Annotated in this window: 15 protein-coding genes; all 15 read left to right on the forward strand. The window is 56.4% G+C overall.

The window, feature by feature from the left end:
• Window positions 1-9: 9 nt before the first annotated feature.
• The gene (locus G9Q73_RS14180; RefSeq protein WP_177420350.1) at window positions 10-591 is read left to right on the forward strand and encodes a DUF6931 family protein; all 582 of its coding nucleotides are present in this window, start codon (window positions 10-12) and stop codon (window positions 589-591) included.
• A 503-nt stretch (window positions 592-1,094) separates the two neighbouring features.
• A complete protein-coding gene (gene tssA / locus G9Q73_RS14185; protein ID WP_177420351.1) occupies window positions 1,095-2,138 on the forward strand; it encodes a type VI secretion system protein TssA in 1,044 nt (347 codons plus the stop codon).
• A 62-nt stretch (window positions 2,139-2,200) separates the two neighbouring features.
• Window positions 2,201-2,728 (forward strand): type VI secretion system contractile sheath small subunit, encoded by a 528-nt coding sequence (tssB, locus tag G9Q73_RS14190; RefSeq protein ID WP_177420352.1) that lies wholly within the window; start codon window positions 2,201-2,203, stop codon window positions 2,726-2,728.
• 3 nt (window positions 2,729-2,731) lie between these two features.
• A complete protein-coding gene (tssC, locus tag G9Q73_RS14195; protein WP_177420353.1) occupies window positions 2,732-4,228 on the forward strand; it encodes a type VI secretion system contractile sheath large subunit in 1,497 nt (498 codons plus the stop codon).
• 93 nt (window positions 4,229-4,321) lie between these two features.
• Window positions 4,322-4,813: an Hcp family type VI secretion system effector gene (locus tag G9Q73_RS14200; RefSeq protein ID WP_177420354.1), complete on the forward strand. Its 492-nt coding sequence runs from the start codon at window positions 4,322-4,324 to the stop codon at window positions 4,811-4,813.
• Between the two features lie 118 nt (window positions 4,814-4,931).
• Window positions 4,932-5,759: a type VI secretion system accessory protein TagJ gene (locus tag G9Q73_RS14205; protein ID WP_177420355.1), complete on the forward strand. Its 828-nt coding sequence runs from the start codon at window positions 4,932-4,934 to the stop codon at window positions 5,757-5,759.
• A gap of 15 nt (window positions 5,760-5,774) precedes the next feature.
• On the forward strand, window positions 5,775-6,290 hold the full coding sequence (gene tssE, locus G9Q73_RS14210; protein WP_177420356.1) for a type VI secretion system baseplate subunit TssE: 516 nt from the start codon (window positions 5,775-5,777) through the stop codon (window positions 6,288-6,290).
• Window positions 6,290-8,158: a type VI secretion system baseplate subunit TssF gene (tssF, locus tag G9Q73_RS14215; protein WP_177420357.1), complete on the forward strand. Its 1,869-nt coding sequence runs from the start codon at window positions 6,290-6,292 to the stop codon at window positions 8,156-8,158. The genes tssE and tssF overlap by 1 nt, the downstream gene beginning before the upstream one ends.
• Window positions 8,122-9,150, forward strand: coding sequence for a type VI secretion system baseplate subunit TssG (gene tssG / locus G9Q73_RS14220; RefSeq protein ID WP_177420358.1), 1,029 nt, complete (start codon window positions 8,122-8,124; stop codon window positions 9,148-9,150). Before tssF ends, tssG begins: the two co-directional genes overlap by 37 nt.
• Window positions 9,151-9,402: 252 nt before the next feature.
• On the forward strand, window positions 9,403-12,159 hold the full coding sequence (gene tssH / locus G9Q73_RS14225) for a type VI secretion system ATPase TssH (protein WP_177420359.1): 2,757 nt from the start codon (window positions 9,403-9,405) through the stop codon (window positions 12,157-12,159).
• Window positions 12,160-12,263: 104 nt separating this feature from the next.
• Window positions 12,264-12,968, forward strand: a complete 705-nt coding sequence (locus G9Q73_RS14230) for an ImmA/IrrE family metallo-endopeptidase (RefSeq protein ID WP_177420360.1) — start codon at window positions 12,264-12,266, stop codon at window positions 12,966-12,968.
• Between the two features lie 216 nt (window positions 12,969-13,184).
• Window positions 13,185-14,408 (forward strand): DEAD/DEAH box helicase, encoded by a 1,224-nt coding sequence (locus G9Q73_RS20045; RefSeq protein WP_177420361.1) that lies wholly within the window; start codon window positions 13,185-13,187, stop codon window positions 14,406-14,408.
• A 10-nt stretch (window positions 14,409-14,418) separates the two neighbouring features.
• A complete protein-coding gene (locus G9Q73_RS14240) occupies window positions 14,419-15,969 on the forward strand; it encodes a helicase-related protein (protein ID WP_281397626.1) in 1,551 nt (516 codons plus the stop codon).
• A 42-nt stretch (window positions 15,970-16,011) separates the two neighbouring features.
• Entirely contained in the window at window positions 16,012-16,152 is a 141-nt protein-coding gene (locus G9Q73_RS14245) for a hypothetical protein (protein ID WP_177420363.1), read from the forward strand.
• A 145-nt stretch (window positions 16,153-16,297) separates the two neighbouring features.
• Window positions 16,298-16,906 carry a type IV toxin-antitoxin system AbiEi family antitoxin domain-containing protein gene (locus G9Q73_RS14250; protein ID WP_177420364.1) on the forward strand — a complete coding sequence of 203 codons (609 nt, stop codon included), beginning with the start codon at window positions 16,298-16,300 and terminating at the stop codon, window positions 16,904-16,906.
• The last annotated feature ends 11 nt before the right edge of the window (window positions 16,907-16,917 follow it).

The raw sequence follows: 16,917 nt of genomic DNA on the forward strand, positions 1-16,917 counted from the left end.
AGTGATGTGATGGAAGAGATCAAACTGAACAAGATCAAAGTTGCTACCGCCAACGAGGTCTGTCTCCTTTTCGACCTGGATGAAGAGGCAGCGCCCCTGCTACAGGAGAACCAGACACCCGCCCAATTCCTGCAGATCCTGATGGAGCACGAACACCTGGCCGATGCCGCCCATTTTCTCGCTTTCGCCCTGCCCGAGCGTGAAGCCGTCTGGCTGGCCTGCCTTGTTGCTCACAGCGTGGTCGATGAATCAACCTCCGAGGCCGAGAACAAGGCCATCACCCAAGCCGAACAGTGGGTCTACAAACCGACCGATGAACTGCGCCGAACCCTGATGGATATCGCAGAATCCGCCGGACTCGACACTCCCGCAGGTTTCGTCGCAGCCTCTGCTTTCTGGAGCGGTGACGTCATCGCCCACGCCGATCTGCCTCCGGTCCCACCCCCCGCCGGCATCACCGGCAAGATGGTCTGGGGGGCCATGATTTTGGCGGCGTACCATAAGACACCGGAACTGGCGAACGATAGATACCGCACTTACATCAGCCAGGGGATCGATATCGCCAATGGCGGCGACGGCAAGAACCTTTGATAGTGAGCTTTAGTGAACGGATTAATCCCCTGATCAGTAAGGAGACAAGGACATTTTTATATCTTATTACCCCTACCACTCAGCGACTAGAGGGAAAGAGATTTGCCTGCGAACAACGCAAAAAGCGCAAATGCATTAATTTTGTATGAAAACCTGATGGTTAATCATCTGCATCGGCCGGTTCAATGATGACAGAATAGGGCCTATTGGACGGATGCAATGACTTAATGCGTCAGGAAAAATCGCGTTATTTGCCGATTGAAAAACACTCTCCGATCATGGCTGAATTTTAGGGGTAATCAGGTTTTTATATGACATCCATCAGGCAATATGCAGCTTTTTCCGGGAAGAATTTATTTTCTTTCCCCGTTCATTGCAGGGGTCTGTAGAGTGTGCTAATAAAAGAGTATGCAAGACAATAAATTTGCCGGATTTTGTATAAGAAAATCAGGGTAGTCTACAATCCTAGATAGATTGGATTGCGGCAATGGATGGGGACGCCGGTGACAAGTGTGATCGATGTAGAGAGCATCCTGCAAGAGATATCGGCTGACAGCCCTTGCGGTGAAGACATGGAGTACGATCCCGCCTTCATTGAGCTGGTACAGCTGGCTGTCGGCCGGGCAGAGCAACAGATCGGGGATACGCTCGTAGAGGCGGAAGAACCCAACTGGGAGGCCATGCAAAACACCTCCCTGGAACTCCTTTCCCGCACCAAAGACATCCGCATCCTCATCTATCTCATCCGTGCAGTTCTCCATACCGAAGGTTATAACGGCGCGGCCAAAGGCATCAAACTCCTGCATGGCCTGGTCGAACAAAACTGGGAACAGATTCATCCTCAACTCGACGCAGAGGACAACAATGATCCCACCATGCGTATCAATGCGATCAGTGCGCTGACCGACCGTACTGCCATGCTGACCCCCTTGAGCAAGGCGCCTCTGGTTAGTTCCCGAATGTTAGGGCAGTTCAGCCTGCGGGATTACGCCATCGCCAACGGCGAACTTGAGCCGTTGAATGAAACCGACACGGTGGACATGGCCCAGATCAAAGCCGCCTTCATGGATGCCGATTTGGAGGAACTGCAGGCAACATTTGACGCTGTGGCCGAATCCATCGATCACCTGACCGAACTCGAAGACTTCATCACGGAACAGGTCGGTGTAGCCAACGCCATCAGCCTTTCCGGCCTTGTAAAATCATTCAAAGAGGCAAAACAGGTTCTGAACGGACAACTGCAAGCGCGTGGCGTCGGCTCTGCGGAAGAGACGAATTCATCCAACGAAGAAGGAGCGGCAACCCCGGCTTCAGGCGCAGCCCCAGCGCTGAGCGGAAGCATCAACTCACGGGCGGACGTAACACGGGCTCTGGACAAAATCATCGATTACTACAGCCAGAACGAACCCTCCAGTCCGATCCCTATCCTGATGGAGCGGGCAAAAAGGCTCGTCTCTCTCGATTTCCTGGAAATCATCAAAAATATGGCGCCGGATGCCATGGATCAGGTGGATCTGATTCGCGGCCCGGACGAGGAAGAGGAGTAAAAGGCGTCATAAGGCAATTTGGTAAAGCAGCATCATCCGAACAACAAACTTGGAGGTAATCCGTGGTCCAGAGCAGTCAGAAATTCATAGCCAAGAATCGCGCACCGCGCGTTCAAATAGAATATGACGTAGAGGTTTACGGTGCCGAAAAGAAGGTGCAGCTTCCCTTCATCATGGGCGTCATGGCAGATCTCTCAGGCAAACCCGCAGAGGCCCTGCCCCCGGTTTCTGAGCGCAAGATGCTGGAGATCGATGTCGACAACTTCGACGATCGTCTCAAGTCGATGAAACCCCGTGCAGCCTTCCAGGTGCCCAACACCCTCACTGGCGAAGGCAGCCTCAGTGTGGATCTCACCTTTGAGAGCATGGATGATTTCTCTCCCGCGGCTGTGGCGCGCAAGGTGGGCGCTCTGAACGAGCTGCTGCAGGCACGCACCCAACTCGCCAACCTGATGACTTACATGGACGGAAAGGCCGGCGCCGAGGAACTCATCTCCAAGGCCCTGAACGATCCCACCCTGCTGCAATCCCTGGCCTCGGCACCAAAGCCTGGGGACGATGAATCAGCGGCAGAGGAAGAGGAGGGTTAGACCATGGCAGAGCTGGAAAAAGACGTCCAGGCGCAAGCGGAAGCAACAACCCTGGAAGCCGGTGATTTCGCGTCACTGCTGAATCAGGAGATCCGCCCGAAATCGGACCGCGCCCGCGAGGAAGTGGAGAATGCCGTACAAACCCTGGCGGAGCAGGCCATCGCCGCCTCCGTCACAGTGTCGGCTGATGTCACAGTCACCATTCGGGAGATGATCGCCGAGATCGACAAACGCCTCACCGAACAGGTCAACCAGATCCTGCACAATGAGGATTTTCAGAAACTCGAAGGCGCCTGGCGCGGCCTGCACCATCTGGTCAACAACACAGAAACTGACGAGATGCTCAAGATCCGGGTCATGAGCATCTCGAAGAAAGATCTGCACAAGACCCTGAAGAAGTTCAAGGGCACCGCCTGGGACCAGAGCCCCATCTTCAAGAAGCTCTATGAAGAAGAGTTCGGCCAGTTTGGCGGGGAACCCTACGGCTGTCTGGTGGGTGATTACCACTTCGACCAGAGCGCTCCCGACGTGGAGTTATTGGGTGAGATGTCCAAGGTCGCCGCCGCAATTCATGCACCCTTCATCGCCGGCGCTGCACCCACCACCATGCAGATGGACTCCTGGCAGGAACTGAGCAACCCTCGTGACCTGACCAAGATCTTTCAGACCCCGGAATATGCGGCCTGGAACTCCCTGCGAGAATCCGATGATGCCAAGTACATCGGCCTTGCCATGCCCCGTTTCCTCTCCCGGATGCCGTACGGTGCCAAGACCGACCCGGTGGACGAGTTCGATTTTGAGGAAGAAACCGGCAACGCCGACCACGATAAGTACACTTGGGCCAATGCCGCCTACGCCATGGCAGTCAACATCAACCGTTCTTTCAAGATGTACGGCTGGTGCTCCCGCATCCGTGGCATCGAGTCCGGCGGCGCGGTGGAAGGCCTGCCGGCACACAGCTTCCCCACCGACGACGGCGGGGTGGACATGAAGTGTCCCACGGAGATCGCCATCAGCGACCGGCGGGAGGCAGAACTGGCCAAGAACGGCTTTATGCCGCTGGTGCACAAGAAAAACACCGACTTCGCCGCCTTCATCGGCGCCCAGTCATTCCAGAAACCTGCGGAATACGATGATCCCGATGCCACCGCCAACGCAAATCTGGCGGCCCGCCTGCCCTACCTGTTCGCCACCTGCCGCTTCGCGCACTACCTGAAGTGCATCGTGCGTGACAAGGTCGGCTCATTCAAAGAGCGGGAGGAGATGCAGCGTTGGTTGCAGGACTGGATCCTGCAGTACGTGGACGGGGATCCGGCCCACTCTTCCGAGACCACCAAGGCGGAACAGCCGTTGGCAGCAGCGGAAGTGGTGGTTGAAGAGGTGGAGGGAGATCCGGGGTACTACACCTCGAAGTTCTTCCTGCGTCCCCACTATCAACTTGAAGGCCTGACGGTTTCGCTACGCCTGGTATCGAAGCTGCCATCGGCTAAAGCAGGGTAAGGCGATGTCGCCGGTTATTGAGTATGGGCATTTTCCATATACCAACATCCGGCGATGTCAGGTACAACACATTGAGCATTAAGGAGAGATATCATGGCTGTTGACATGTTTATCAAGATTGGCGATATCAAAGGTGAAGCGCAAGACAAAACGCACAAAGAAGAGATCGACGTTCTGGCATGGAGTTGGGGCATGAGTCAGTCCGGCACCATGCATACGGGCGGCGGTGGCGGTGGCGGTAAGGTGTCAGTGCAGGATCTGTCATTGACAAAATATGTGGATAAGTCCACACCGAATCTCTACAAATATTGCGCTTCAGGTGAGCAATTCGACGAGGCCAAATTGACCGTGCGCAAGGCCGGTGGCAAGGCCCCTTTGGAGTACGTCATCATCACCATGAAAGAGGTGATTGTTACCTCGGTGTCCGCAGGTGGCAGCGGCGGCGAAGACCGGCTGACCGAAAACATCACATTGAATTTCGCGGAGGTAAAGTACGAATATCAACCGCAGGATCAGAAGGGTGCCAAAGACGGCGGCCTGCTCAAGTTTGAAATGGATATCGCAAAAAATGATGTGAAAAAGTGACGGATCTCCGTCGATGGCTATATGGGATGGCCCCGCGAACGGGTGGGGCTGTCCTCTCCTGTCATCCTGAAGGCGGTGAACCACTACACCCCTTCGCTGAATTGATCGGGGTGTGAATATGTTGGCGCAACAATCCCTGCGCGATGGGAATCTCGACGAGGCTCTGGCACAACTCCAGGACCAGGTGCGCAAAGCCCCCGCCAAGGCCGAATACCGGACCTTCCTGTTTCAACTGCTTTCGGTCATGGGCAGTTGGGAGCGGGCGCTCAACCAACTGAGTGTGGTGGCCGACCTGGATGACGGCACCCTGGCCATGGTGCAGACCTACCGCGAGGCGATCCGTTGCGAGGCATTACGGGAAGATATCTTCGCCGGCAAGCGCTCTCCCCTGCTGTTCGGCGAGCCTCCAGAATGGGTGGCCCTTTTGATCGAAGCCCTGCGCCTCGGTGCGGAGGGCAACCTCACCGAGTCCCAGGCTCTACGAAACCAGGCCTTCGAGGCGGCCCCCGCTATCAGTGGCACCCTCGACGGCCAGCCCTTCGAATGGATCGCCGATGCGGACCCCCGCCTCGGCCCCGTCCTCGAAGCGGTGGTCAACGGGCACTACTACTGGGTGCCGATGCAGCAGATCCGCCACATCAACATCGAGGAACCCGAGGACCTGCGTGATCTGGTCTGGATGCCCGCTTACTTCACCTGGGCCAACGGCGGTGAAGCGGCAGGGCTGATCCCCACCCGCTATCCCGGCTCGTTTGCCAGCCAAGACCCGCAGATTCAACTGAGCCGCAAAACCGAGTGGGTTGACGCCGGCTCAGATCTCTATCTGGGTTTGGGACAGCGTATGCTGACCACCGACTGCGGTGAATTTCCCTTGATGAATATTCGCGAGATCAACCTCGATACAGCGGAAGAGTCCGCAGAACAAACTGCTGAAGAAGGAACCTGATGGGTTCGACAAGCCTTGGCTGAACTCACCCAAAAAGAGCGCCTGCAGCCCTCCCTGCTGGATCGGCTGACCGACGACCACCCGGACAAAAAGAACGAGTCCCGTGATCAGCGGGTACTCTCGATCCAAAAACTCCGAAAGAGCGTGCTACGGGATCTGGAGTGGTTGCTCAACACAGTAAACCTGAGCACCATGCAGAACCTGGATGAGTACCCGGAAGCTGAACGTTCGGTACTCAACTATGGGGTCCCGGACTTTGCCGGCCACACGGCCTCCAGCGTCGATGTACCCGCATTGGAGAGATTGTTACGTCAGGCAATCATCGACTTCGAACCCCGCCTACTCAAGAATAGCGTCAGGGTCAAACTTCAGATTGCCGAGAGCCACATGAGCCACAATGCCATGACCTTCGATATCGAAGCCGAACTATGGGCTGAACCCGTACCGCTGCACATGTACATGAAGACAGAGATCGACCTGGAGGCCGGCAACGTCACCATCTCCGACTATTCCGGCGGAGGCAGGGGCTGATGGATCCACGGTTGCTGCAATACTACAACCGGGAATTGCAGTTCATCCGTGAGATGGGCGGCGAATTCGCCAAGGAGTTTCCCAAGATCGCCGGTCGGCTCGGGCTTGAAGGTTTCGAGTGCGCCGACCCTTATGTGGAACGCCTGCTTGAAGGTTTCGCCTTTTTGGCAGGACGTATCCAGCTCAAACTCGACGCCGAATTTCCCCGTTTCACCCAACACCTGCTGGAAGCGGTCTACCCCCACTACCTTTCGCCAACGCCTTCTATGACAGTCGTCCGGTTTCAGCCCGACCTTATGGAGGGGGGACTGGCGGACGGTTTCACCCTGCCCCCGAACAGCGCCATGCGCAGCCTGATGGGAGTACACGACCAGACCGCCTGTGAATATCGTACCGCCAGGGAGACGGTCCTCTGGCCGCTGGAGATGACCGACGCCACCTATCTGCGCTCTCTTGCCGGCATCGGTTTGCCCGACCTGCCGGAAGCCAAGGCGGGCATTCGACTGCGCTTGCGAGTCACCGCAGGACTCAGCTGCGACAAGCTGGCTCTGGAAAGTCTGCCACTCTATCTGCAGGGCGCGGACGAACTCCCCATGCACCTCTACGAGCAGATCCTGGGCAACGCAGTGGCGGTGGTAGCGCGCCCCACCAGTCGTCCCGCACCCTGGCAGGAAGTGATGGATCGGCAATCGATCAAACAGATAGGCTTTGACGACAGCGAGGCTCTGCTGCCTTTCACCGACCGCTCCTTCGAAGGCTACCGTCTGCTGCACGAATACTTCGCCTTTCCGGCACGTTTCATGTTTGTCGAACTGACCGGCCTGGCACCCGCTTTCAAACGCTGTCCACACGATGAGATCGAACTGATCATCCTGCTCAACCGCAGTGATGCCTATCTGGAAAAGGTGGTCAACGCAGACAATTTCGTCCTCTTCTGCACACCGGCGGTCAACCTCTTTCCCAAGCAGTGCGACCGCATCCACCTGACCCACAAAGAACACGAACACCATCTGGTGCCGGACCGGACCCGCCCATTGGACTACGAGGTCTATTCAGTCACCGGCGTCACCGGCTACGGTGTCGGCACCAAAGCGGAGCAGGAGTTCCTGCCGTTTTACGCCTCCCACGACCTGGCGGCACAACAGACCGACGAGGGATTTTTTACGCTGAGACGTGATCCACGAGTCATCTCCTCCCGTCAACGGCGCAACGGGCCGCGTTCGAGTTACATCGGCAGCGAGGTATTCCTCTCACTGGTGGATGCAAAAGAGGCGCCCTACCACCCGGACCTGCGGCAGTTGGGCATCTCCATCCTCTGCACCAACCGGGATCTCCCGCTGCAGATGCCGGTGGGCAAAGGCGCCACCGACTTCACCCTGGAGAGCGGCGGGCCGTTCGAAAGCGTGCGGGTGGTTGCCGGCCCCACCCGCCCCAGACCCTCCTGGGCGGAGGGCGACACCACCTGGCGGCTGGTCAGCCACCTGTCGCTCAACTACCTCTCGCTGATCGACAACGACGAGGCCCAGGGTGCGGCGGCCCTGCGGGAGTTGATGAGCCTTTACAGCAACGTCGCTGAAGCACCCGTGCGCAAGCAGATCGGCGGCGTCAAGAGCATCACCTCAAAACCCATCATCCGCCGTGTTCCAATACCCGGGCCAATCGCCTTCGGCCGCGGCCTGGAGATCACCCTGATCCTGAACGAGGACGAATTCGAAGGCACCGGCGTATTCCTGTTGGGCGCGATTATGGAACGGTTTTTTGACCGCTATGTCTCTCTCAACTCATTCACCCAAACCGTCATCCGCACCACGGATCGCGGGGAGATCATGCGATGGCCGTTACGCACCGGACAGCAACACTTGCTCTAGCGCTGGAACAGAGCCTCAGCCAGAAGCCGTATACCTACGACTTCTACTGGGCCATGCGGGCGTTCGAAGCTTACCATCCTGGCAATCCCCGGTTCGGCGAGTCCCTGCGCCCCGCAGACGATGCGATCCGGCTGGGAGAGGAGGCATCTCTGGCGTTCGCTCCCTCCAGCATCTCCGGCTTCACCCCCGGCAAGGAGGGTCGGCACCCACGCATGGAGGTGCTGTTCTTCGGCCTGTTCGGACCCAACGCGCCCCTCCCACTGCACCTGACAGAATACGCCAGAGATCGGATACGCAATGCGGACGATCCCACCTTCAGCCGTTTCACCGACCTGTTTCATCACCGCTTTCTTTCGCTCTTCTACCGTGCCTGGGCCAACGCCCAGCCAGCGGTCAGCCATGATCGACCTGAGCAGGACCGTTTTGCCACCTACATGGGCGCCACCTGCGGTTACGGCATGCCGTCGCTTCGCGAGCGGGACGAAATGCCCGACTTGGCCAAGCTGCACTACTCGGGCTGGATCTCCAACCAAGTCCACAACGCCGATGGTCTGCAGTCGATTCTGGCTGGGTTTTTCCAGTTGCAGGTATCCATCGAGCAGTTCGTGGGACACTGGATGACCCTGCCGAAAGATACCCGCTGCCGATTAGGTGAGTCCCCGGAGACCGGCACCCTCGGTCTGACTGCCGTCATCGGCGCCCAAGTGTGGGATTGTCAGCATAAGTTCCGCATCGTATTGGGGCCGCTCGAACTTGAGGACTACCGGCGTATGTTGCCCGGTGGAGAGAGTTTCAAACGTCTGACAGCCATTGTGAAGAACTACATCGGCGACGAATTGCACTGGGACCTGAACCTCATCCTGAAAAAGGAGCAGGTACCGCCAATCCGATTGGGCACAGAGGGAGAGTTGGGCTGGACCACCTGGTTGAGCCATAAGCCGCCCGCAGATGACCCGCGTGACCTGATGCTCAACCCCTTTTTCAAGCCGTGACCCGGCTGGAGCCAACTATACTTATCACAAGCGTCAAAAACAGAAAAAACCAGGGGTAGAATATCGCAGATATATTGATTTAGCCGCCAAAAGAGTAGGCCCGATCAAGCGTAGCGGATCGGGCGTTCGCAAGTTGCCGGTTCCGCACGCTTGAACCAGCCTACTTCAGTTCAGTGGCAGCGCGTGCATATCGTTCCTTGAACATTTGTGTGGATACAAGATCATCAGGAAAACAACAAAGGGGATATCAGGATGTCTGAAATCAGTCGCACCGCCCTGTTCGGCAAACTCAACAGCGTCGGTTACAAGTCCATCGAAAGCGCCACAGTCTTCTGCAAGATGCGGGGCAACCCCTACGTGGAACTGGTGCACTGGATTCACCAGATTTTGCAACTGAAAGACTCCGACCTTCACCACATCATCAAGTATTTCAGCCTGGATCCCTCTCACTTGGTCAGGGACATCACCGAAATCCTGGACAGCCTGCCTCGCGGTTCCACCTCCATCTCCGACCTCTCCGCACACATCGAGGAAGCAGTGGAACGGGGCTGGCTCTACGGCACGCTGATGTTCGGAGAATCCCAGGTGCGCACGGGTCATCTGGTGGTCGGCATCCTCAAGACCCGTAGCCTCACGCACGCTCTGAGCAGCATCTCCAAAGAGTTCCAGAAGCTCAAATTGGAGACCCTCACCGACCGATTCGACGAAGTGGTAGGCGACTCCCCTGAAGCGACCCTGCACGCCACGGACGGCTTCCAGGTGGGTGGCGGCGTTGCCCCCGGTGAGGCCAGCGGCGCCATCGCCCCGGCTCAGATGGGCAAGCAGGAGGCGCTAAACCAGTTCACCGTGGACCTCACCGCCGAGGCGGCATCCGGCAAGATGGATCCGATCGTCGGCCGCGACGAGGAGATACGCCAGATCATTGATATCCTCATGCGACGACGCCAGAACAACCCAATCCTCACCGGTGAGGCTGGAGTGGGCAAGACCGCCGTGGTTGAAGGCTTCGCCCAGCACATTGCCGCTGGCGACGTTCCCCCCCCGCTGCAGAACGTCACCCTGCGCTCCCTGGACGTAGGTCTGTTACAGGCCGGCGCCAGCATGAAAGGTGAGTTTGAAAACCGCCTGAAACAGGTAATCGAAGAGGTACAGTCTTCTGAAAAACCGATCATCCTCTTCATCGACGAGGCCCACACCCTGGTGGGCGCCGGCGGCGCAGCTGGTACCGGCGATGCGGCCAATCTGCTGAAACCGGCTCTGGCTCGCGGCACCCTGCGCACGGTGGCGGCCACCACCTGGGCCGAGTACAAGAAATACATCGAAAAAGATCCCGCCCTCACCCGCCGTTTTCAGGTGGTCCAGATAGACGAGCCATCGGAGGAGAAGGCCATCCTCATGATGCGGGGCATGGCAAGCACCATGGAGCACCACCACAAGGTGCAACTGCTGGACGAGGCCCTGGAGGCATCGGTCAAACTCTCCCACCGTTACATCCCGGCGCGCCAACTGCCCGACAAGTCAGTGAGCCTGCTCGACACCGCCTGTGCCCGGGTGGCCATCAGCCAGTACGCAGTGCCTGCGGAGGTGGACGATTCGCGTAAGCGCATCCAGGCCCTGAAAACCGAACTCGAAATCATCGGACGGGAGAAAAACGTCGGTATCGACACCACCGTACGGGAAACGGAGGCCAATGAGTCTCTGGCAGCAGAGGAAAAACGGCTGGAAGACCTGGACGAACGCTGGAACAACGAAAAAACACTGGTCGAACAGATCCTCGACATCCGGGGAAAACTACGGGCCACCACCCGCAAGGTGGAAGGTACCGACAGTGATTTAGAGAGAGCGGCGGATGCCGCAGCAGAAGATATCTCTGTCGAAGACACGACAGGCAGAGACGAAGAGGCCCTCTCCGACGAGGAACGTCAGGCGTTACTGACACGGCTGAAGGGACTGCAAAACGAACTCCACGAACTTCAGGGAGAGCATCCCCTCATCCTGCCCTCAGTGGACGGGCAAGCCGTCGCCTCGGTGGTTCAGGACTGGACAGGCATCCCCGTGGGCCGCATGGTCAAGAATGAGATAGAGACTATTCTTCATCTGGCAGACGCCCTGGAGCAGCGTATCATCGGCCAGCGCCACGCCCTGGAGATGATCACCCGCCGCATCCAGACCTCCCGCGCCAGCCTCGACAATCCGAACAAACCTATCGGTGTCTTCATGCTGGCAGGCACCTCCGGCGTAGGTAAGACTGAAACCGCCCTGGCCCTGGCCGAAACCCTCTATGGCGGTGAACAGAATATCATCACCATCAACATGAGCGAATACCAGGAGGCCCATACCGTATCCACACTCAAGGGTGCCCCTCCCGGTTATGTCGGTTATGGCGAAGGTGGTGTGCTTACCGAAGCGGTGCGCCGCCGCCCCTACAGCGTGGTGCTGCTGGACGAGGTGGAGAAGGCCCACCCTGACGTGCACGAAATCTTCTTCCAGGTCTTCGACAAGGGATGGATGGAGGACGGCGAAGGCCGGGTGATCGACTTCAAGAACACCCTCATCCTGCTCACCACCAACGCCGGCACCGACCTGATTACCAATCTGTGTGCTGACCCGGAGCTGATGCCGGAACCCGAAGGCATCGCCAAGGCCCTGCGCGAACCACTGCTCAAGATCTTCCCGCCCGCCCTGCTCGGCCGTCTGGTGGTTATCCCCTTCTACCCGCTCAGCGACGAGGTGATCGGACTTATCGCCAAACTGCAGCTTGGGCGCATTGAAAAACGCATCCGCGAGAATCACAAAATCCCCTTCAGCTACGACGACGACGTGATCAAACTCATCACCGACCGCTGTACCGAACTGGAGAGCGGCGGGCGCATGATCGATACGATCTTAACCAATACTGTGCTACCCACCATCAGCGAGGAATTGCTCAAGCGGATGATGGAAGCCAAGCCTATCGAACGGGTACATGTTGGCGTTGAGGGGGGTGAGTTTAGTTATGGGTTTGAGTAGATTGTTTATTGGAGTGAGTCTCGCTGGTTGCAACTGAATTTAATCGAGTCTGAGCCTATTGATCGCTATTGATCGGTCCTATTGACGCATAGGAGTTTTTCGCCATGCCGGATTACACAGAAAAGGAGCTCCAGACAGCTTTCGAGTATCTGAAGCACGAGGATATATTGAAGTACGTTCCCGTAGATAAGCTGGGGAACAAGAAGGATGCCCTTACCGCTCTCTGCACCATGCTGACCCTGGACATTGATGAACTGATGAAATCAGCGAAAGAGCTGAAAGAAGGAATTGCGACCATCAAGAATTTCAAGTACTACCTGAATCAGGGCCTTGGCAGGTACGGATCGGCAAAACCCTTCGAGAATATGGATGCAATCCTGGTGTCCAAAGGCATTGCACTAATGAAAGAGAGCTGCAGCAGCTTGAGTTATGCCAATCCTTCCAAGGCAATCCATACGACTGAGAACAAGAGTGGCACCATAAAGATTTCCTGTGATATCTACAGATGTGGAAAGTTCGTCACATTGTTCGCCCTGTGCCACGAAGCTGGGCATGCAGTAGACTATCCACTACGCAAAGCATTCCTTGCAATGCAGACCGCTATATATCCAGGCTTCACCGGGGCGGGCAAGGAGTACGAGCACTTTGCGGATCTCTTCGCAACTTCTTTCCTCATGTTTATAGAAAAAGACAAGACTGCCATACAGAATGCCGCAACGAAGATATTCGAAGACGCCAACAACGATGGAGTTCATCCCTCGAAATCGGACCGAAGCTTAAAAGTGTCCACTCACATATCCAGCTACTGAAGGATATTTGGGGTCAGAGTGAAAATGGATATTTGAAGCAGCTCTACTGGTTAGGTAAGCAGGAATTTTTACTCTGACCCTAAAGACCCAACATCGGACCCTAAACATCGCAGTTTTCCCATATCCGGCGGGTTCTTTGTCAAATACCATTGTTGAAAATTTTCAGTAGAATAGTTGTTATAAATTCGTAAACCATCCATACGATACCTACCCATCATGTCGAAAACAAAGAAACGCAATAAAAAATCCCAAAGACTGGCCCGGCCATCAGGCTGGTCAACCAGTGACGCAGATGAGATCGAACGCCGTCGTTTGCGCGGTCTGAATGAACCTTCACGGATTGAATCCCAAGCGCAGGACGACAATTTTTTCGGTGTCTACCAAGTCGACTCCAACAACGAGCAAACTTACCGTGTAGAGATTCGCTCACTTGCAGAACCCATCAATAGCTGCGACTGCCCCGACCACCGTATCAATGGCCTGGGCACCTGTAAGCATATCGAGGCAACGCTGAACCGGCTCCAGTACAGGCGCAAGCGCGCTTTCCAGAATGCGGCTGCCAAAGGCAGTCCATACATCGAAATCTTTCTGGACCGGCGGGACCACCAAGTCCGGATACGCTGGCCGGAAGGGGGCCATCGCCGTTCCAAGGCTCGGGATCTTATCACCCCCTTCTTTTCCAGCGACAACATTCTGGCAGGTAATCCCCTCGACACACTGCCTGCCATGCAACGGACAATTAACACCGCTCATCCAGCTGTCAGGCGCAGGTTTCGGAGTTCACATGAGTTGAATACCTGGCTCGATACACTGGACAGGAGCGCGCAACGGATCCGCAGCCGTCAACACTTCGAGACCGAGGTGGCAGCAGGAAATGCGAGCCTCGATCTTGTCAAGCACCCTCTCTACCCTTACCAGCAGGAAGGCATGCTGCACCTGGCATTCACCGGCCGTGCCCTGCTGGCGGACGAGATGGGCCTGGGCAAAACGGTGCAGGCAATCGCCGCCTGTGAGCTGCTGCGCCGTACCTCGGGCATCCGGCGGGTACTGGTAATCTCCCCCGCTTCGCTCAAGGGCGAATGGGAGGAACAGATCGACAAATTCACCAGCCTGCCTGCAAGCATTATCCAGGGGACGCGTGCCAAACGTCTGCGCCAATACGAAGACCCCGCATTCTTCTCACTTGCCAACTATGAGCAGATTCGATCAGATGCAGAGGAGATCAATACCATCCTGATCCCGGATGTCATCATTCTGGATGAGGCTCAGCGCATCAAGAACTGGCAAACCAAGACGGCTATCTCAATCAAGCGCCTGAAAAGCCCCTACGCTTTTGTGCTTACCGGCACACCGATAGAGAACCGCATCGACGAGATCTACTCGATCATTCAGTTCCTCCGACCCACATATCTTCGGCCCCCTGTTCCGCTTCAACCGTGATTTTTACAAACTGGACGAAAAAGGGCGCGCCGTTGGCTATAGGAACCTCGATCAGCTGCATAAAAGACTGCGGCCCATCATGCTGCGCCGACGTAAAGAGGAAGTAGAGGGGCAGCTGCCGGGTCGCACGATAAACACCTATTTCGTCCCCATGCACAAAGAGCAGGTGCTGCGCTACGGGGAGTATGAATCGAGAGTGGCGCGTCTTGCCGCTACGGCCAAAAAGAGGCCACTGAAAAAAGAGGAGATGGAACAGCTTCAACGCAATCTGGCCTGCATGCGCATGCTCTGTGACACGCCCTATATTCTGGACCAGAATTGCCGCATTTCACCCAAGCTGAAGGAGCTTGGCAGCATCCTCCAGGAAATCATGGAAGATGGCGACCACAAGATCATTATCTTTTCCGAGTGGGAGCGCATGCTGCAGCTGGTCCGATCACAGGCCGAGGAGATGGGGCTGCACTACGCTTTGCATACCGGCAAGATCCCACAGCCAAAACGCCGTGAAGAGATCCGACGATTCAAGGACGATCCCGAGTGCCGATTATTCCTCTCCACCGACTCGGGCTCCGTAGGACTCAACCTGCAGGTGGCCGATGTAGTGATCAACCTGGATATGCCCTGGAATCCGGCAAAACTGGAACAACGCATCGCCCGTGCCTGGCGCAAACATCAGAAACGCCCGGTGCAGGTAATCAATCTTGTATCCAGAGACTCCATCGAACACCGCATGCTCTCTCTGCTGGAGCAGAAGCGTTCCCTGGCTGAAGGTGTGGTGGATGGTAAAGGCAAAAATGAAATGGATCTCCCCTCCGGTCGAGCCGCTTTTTTGGAACGAATCGATGCCCTGATAACGGGTGCGTCAAAAGAACCACAAATGCCACCCAGCGATCCGCTCGATCGTCTGCGGGACAATATTCTTTCACAGTGGAGCCATCAACTGAAACTGATGGAACTGCACGGCGAGGGAACACAGCAGACTCTGCTGGTGGTGGCAGACCGGCTGAGCGACGCTCTGCAGAATGCCCTTACCCGGCAATTGCAAGAACAGTTCCCCGAGCAGACGCCGCAATTGAAACTGCTGGACCGGGATGCCTTCGCGACCATCCAGCAACTGATCGAAGCCGGCGTCTTGAACACCAACCAGGATACAGTCAGAACGGTGTACCGCGCCCCGGCCGCAGATAAGCCAAAAGATGACGAACAATCAAAACATCTGACCGAGGCCCGCAACCGCCTGGCCCAGAGTGAACATAAACGGCGAATGGCGAAAGTGCTCACCGAAGGCGGTTTTTCAACAGAAGCACTCGCCCCGATGCGTGAGGCCGTGGAGACAGCCTTGCACGCCCTGCTCTTTTGGCGGGGTCACGACACTGAAAACCCACCAGCCCAGGAACTGATCGAGTCAACGCTAGTACAGACGAACCTGCTGCCAGCCGAAACTTTATCCCTGATCGCCCGTCTGCGGGAGGATCAACCCGGGGTGGATGAAGCTCAAGCGGACAATCTTATCAGACAAAGCGACGAGCTTCTTTCGCAGGCTGCTTCTGTCCTGGAGTAGACTAAACGAGACTGACATTCAGTACTTACCGGGAAAGCATCCGTGGCCAAATCGAAACGACAGGGTTCTAACAAGGATCGACAGTGGGTCGAGGCCAAACGACGCTGCCGCTTCAGCAGGCATGAAGATTTCGAGCTGAATGCCTCTGCGCTGGCACCAGAGAGGAGTATCCCCCTCGTATGAATATGCAAAGCAAGTCATGAGGGAGTAGTTAAACTTTAACTCCTATTAACTATACCGATGACCACCCCCGGTCTTTCTACCTGCCTGTGTTACAATTCCTCGGGCTTTGTATATTTTTTCCTATGTAATGTAACATTCATACTTAATGACTCAAACAACACAGACAGACAAAGTGCTGGAACTGGTACAAAAGGAAGGGGTTCTGCGTCCCCGGGACCTCGATCCTTACGGCATCCCACGGATCTATCTCAGTAGGCTCCATGCAGCCGGTAAGGTGCAACGAATCAGTAGGGGACTCTACGTGCTTTCTGACACTAACGTGAGCGAGCACCGCTCTCTGGCCGAGGCCTGCAAACGCGTACCGAAAGGGGTGGTTTGTCTCCTGTCTGCGCTTCGATTTCATGAACTCACCACACAGTCACCCTTCGAAGTCTGGCTGGCCATTGGTGAGAAGGCCTGGCGGCCACGTATGGAGTACCCTCCTCTACGTATTGTCCGTTTCTCTTCGGCAGCGCTCGATGCTGGCGTGGAGGAGCACCGGATTGAGGGGGTAGTCGTACCCGTATTCACACCAGCAAAGACTGTGGCCGATTGCTTCAAGTATCGAAATAAAATTGGGCTGGATGTTTCCATCGAGGCACTCAGGGAATGCTGGCGGTCGCGGCGCTGCACCATGGATGACCTCTGGCAATACGCTAAGGTTTGCCGTGTTCAGAACGTCATGCGGCCCTATCTGGAATCGCTTGCGACATGATAGGTAACACC

Origin of the sequence: endosymbiont of Lamellibrachia barhami, assembly GCF_011947365.2 — a bacterium.
GTDB lineage: Bacteria > Pseudomonadota > Gammaproteobacteria > Chromatiales > Chromatiaceae > QGON01.

Coding starts and splice junctions, on each gene's coding strand:
- tssF (WP_177420357.1), top strand. CDS start 6,290: ATGGATCCACGGTTGCTGCAATACTACAACCGGGAATTGCAGTTCATC.
- G9Q73_RS14205 (WP_177420355.1), top strand. CDS start 4,932: ATGTTGGCGCAACAATCCCTGCGCGATGGGAATCTCGACGAGGCTCTG.
- G9Q73_RS14200 (WP_177420354.1), top strand. CDS start 4,322: ATGGCTGTTGACATGTTTATCAAGATTGGCGATATCAAAGGTGAAGCG.
- G9Q73_RS14180 (WP_177420350.1), top strand. CDS start 10: ATGGAAGAGATCAAACTGAACAAGATCAAAGTTGCTACCGCCAACGAG.
- tssC (WP_177420353.1), top strand. CDS start 2,732: ATGGCAGAGCTGGAAAAAGACGTCCAGGCGCAAGCGGAAGCAACAACC.
- tssG (WP_177420358.1), top strand. CDS start 8,122: ATGGCCGTTACGCACCGGACAGCAACACTTGCTCTAGCGCTGGAACAG.
- tssH (WP_177420359.1), top strand. CDS start 9,403: ATGTCTGAAATCAGTCGCACCGCCCTGTTCGGCAAACTCAACAGCGTC.
- G9Q73_RS14250 (WP_177420364.1), top strand. CDS start 16,298: ATGACTCAAACAACACAGACAGACAAAGTGCTGGAACTGGTACAAAAG.
- G9Q73_RS20045 (WP_177420361.1), top strand. CDS start 13,185: ATGTCGAAAACAAAGAAACGCAATAAAAAATCCCAAAGACTGGCCCGG.
- G9Q73_RS14230 (WP_177420360.1), top strand. CDS start 12,264: ATGCCGGATTACACAGAAAAGGAGCTCCAGACAGCTTTCGAGTATCTG.